1 protein-coding gene is annotated in these 508 nt (G+C 47.0%); it reads left to right on the top strand.

What is annotated here, in order from left to right:
* On the top strand, window positions 1–405 hold a 405-nt coding region (locus tag ABJK56_RS02050), incomplete at its 5' end, for a hypothetical protein (protein ID WP_347243001.1).
* Window positions 406–508: the final 103 nt, after the last annotated feature.

The raw sequence follows: 508 nt of genomic DNA, 5'->3' as shown, positions 1-508 counted from the left end.
TCCAACACCACTGGCTACCAAAACTCAGCTGTGGGAGTGAATGCTGGAAGGTATGATTCAAATGGCGGGGCTAACCAGACATCCAATAATTCTGTCTATCTTGGCTACGATGCCCGTGCTTTAGCTGATGGAGATACGAATGAAATAGTTATTGGCGCATCAGCTGTTGGCAATGGCTCTAATTCAGTGACTTTAGGAAATGACAGTATTACGAAGACTATTTTAAAAGGCAACATCGGCATCAGGACAACCCAATTCGGTGACGGCACGGGAGTCATCGGGATCGCAAATTGCGATACAATTCCAACGTCCAATCCGAGTGGTGGTGGGATATTGTATTGCGAGGGAGGAGCGCTAAAATATCGTGGCAGCTCTGGGACAGTGACGGTCATCGCCCCTCCATAGTGGGTTTATTATCGGTAAAAGCGCAATGGTTCCGCAGATTGGGGGAGAATTAATAATGAGCAGACAATATCGGAGGACATACATTTTATTGCCACCGAATGCC

The sequence above is a fragment of the Thermogutta sp. genome (assembly GCF_039793925.1).
Taxonomy (GTDB): domain Bacteria; phylum Planctomycetota; class Planctomycetia; order Pirellulales; family Thermoguttaceae; genus Thermogutta.
The sequence above is the reverse complement of the archived record's forward strand: the minus strand, read 5'-3'. Positions and strand labels throughout refer to the sequence as shown.